This window comes from Mariniradius saccharolyticus AK6 (genome assembly GCF_000330725.2).
GTDB lineage: Bacteria > Bacteroidota > Bacteroidia > Cytophagales > Cyclobacteriaceae > Mariniradius > Mariniradius saccharolyticus.
The window spans coordinates 1-1649 of the sequence record NZ_AMZY02000029.1 but is presented as its reverse complement, the minus strand read 5'-3'; the positions used below and the strand labels follow the sequence as shown (position 1 = coordinate 1649).

Sequence of the window (1649 nt, the reverse complement as noted above, 5' to 3'; positions counted from 1 at the left end):
CGGTCAAGTCCTGAAATAAGTTGACACAAAACATGTCAACTATGGAAGAAGAATCAAAAAAAGAGGAATTAAAAAAGTACAAGACGGGTCGTCTGTTTCGGGAGGGTTTCAAGGTATCGGTGATAACGGATCTAGTGACCGGCCAAGAGTCAGATACGTTTGTTGCCAGGAAGCATGGGCTGAGTTCAGGGTTTATGTCCACCCTTAAGAAGGAAGAGTTGGCCAAGCATGGGTATTTCCGTATTTTGGAACAGATGAAAAAAGACGGAAAGAAAGGTGAGTCGGGTGAGGATTTGGCCTCGGAAAATGCCAAGCTGAGGAAGGCCTTGGAGCTGGCTACCCTAAAGGTGGCAGCCTTGGAGACGCTCATAGATGTAGCGGAAGACCAGCTTAACATCGATATCCGAAAAAAGTCTGGCACCAAGCAATCGAAATAATGCGGGTTTTATATCCTGACCGGGGTTTGGCGTACCTCTGTCAATTGCTTGGTAAGAGCCGTCAGGCATATTATCAAAACCGGCAAAGCCAACACTCCGATCTGGCATTCGGGAAGGTAGTGGCCGAGCTGGTTATCGATATCCGAAAGTATGTGGACAACGATAGGCTGGGGGCTCGCAAACTGCTTCCTCTGGTTAATGAGCAGCTTCAGCTGGACGGTCTGTGCATTGGCAGAGACCAGTTGTTGGATATCATGGATACTTATGGACTTAAGGTACGGCAGCGCCGTCGCAGGAGTCCCCGCACCACGGACAACACCCATGGGTTTTACCGTTATCCCAACCTGCTTAAAAACAAGGGATTGACCCATGCGGAGCAGGCATGGGTGAGTGACATCACCTACCTGAGGGTAAAGGGCCGTTTCATGTACCTGAGCCTGATCACCGATGCATGGTCAAGAAAGATCATGGGATTCCACCTACACGGAGATCTGTCAGTTGAAGGATCTGTCAAAGCACTGCTTATGGCTATAAGTAACCGGCAGTATCCCAACCGCCGGCTCATTCACCACAGCGATCAGGGAGTCCAGTACTGTGCCCACAGCTACATTACCCTACTCAAGTCTGATGGCATCACCATCAGTATGGCATCCAAGGGCAGTCCTCATGAGAATGCACTGGCAGAAAGAATCAACGGTATTCTCAAGCAGGAGTATGGCTTGGGAAAGCCCATTGACTCAGAGGAAAGAGCCAGGCAGATGGTGGAAATGGCAGTCTTGTCTTATAACACCAAACGTCCCCACCACAGTTTGCAAGGGCAGACACCCCAGCAAGTACACTGTGCTGACAAGTGGGAGCAGGACTATAAGCAGAACCTGACAAGCCAATCCAGTAATACCAAGCAGCCTGTCTAGCTGTTTTGGGATTTACCAACCCAATGACAACCAAAAAAAGGATTACCCTAATTGGATGACAAGCTGATTAAGGATTGCGGAACAAGAAGTAAAGGCATTAGAGGATTAATGTAAATGACGCCAAGGATATGCAGGATTAGTTAATCAAAAGACAACCGGAAGCAGGATTAGATCCTTACCTGTCAACTTATATCAGGATTACAAAAATCCTTGTAAAGTCCAATCAGGATCAGGCTTTCTACTGTAAAGCCAATTCAGTATTATTACAAAAACTGTCAACTTTTTTCAGGACGGGTCA

Annotated in this window: 2 protein-coding genes; both read left to right on the top strand. The window is 47.4% G+C overall.

Annotated features, from left to right (window positions below):
- Window positions 1–41: 41 nt before the first annotated feature.
- Window positions 42–437: a hypothetical protein gene (locus C943_RS21620; RefSeq protein ID WP_008632010.1), complete on the top strand. Its 396-nt coding sequence runs from the start codon at window positions 42–44 to the stop codon at window positions 435–437.
- A complete protein-coding gene (locus tag C943_RS20895) occupies window positions 437–1351 on the top strand; it encodes an IS3 family transposase (protein WP_008632008.1) in 915 nt (304 codons plus the stop codon). The genes C943_RS21620 and C943_RS20895 overlap by 1 nt, the downstream gene beginning before the upstream one ends.
- Window positions 1352–1649: the final 298 nt, after the last annotated feature.

Excerpts from the sequence above, each read along its gene's own strand:
- C943_RS20895 (WP_008632008.1), top strand. The coding sequence starts at position 437 with ATGCGGGTTTTATATCCTGACCGGGGTTTGGCGTACCTCTGTCAATTG.
- C943_RS21620 (WP_008632010.1), top strand. The coding sequence starts at position 42 with ATGGAAGAAGAATCAAAAAAAGAGGAATTAAAAAAGTACAAGACGGGT.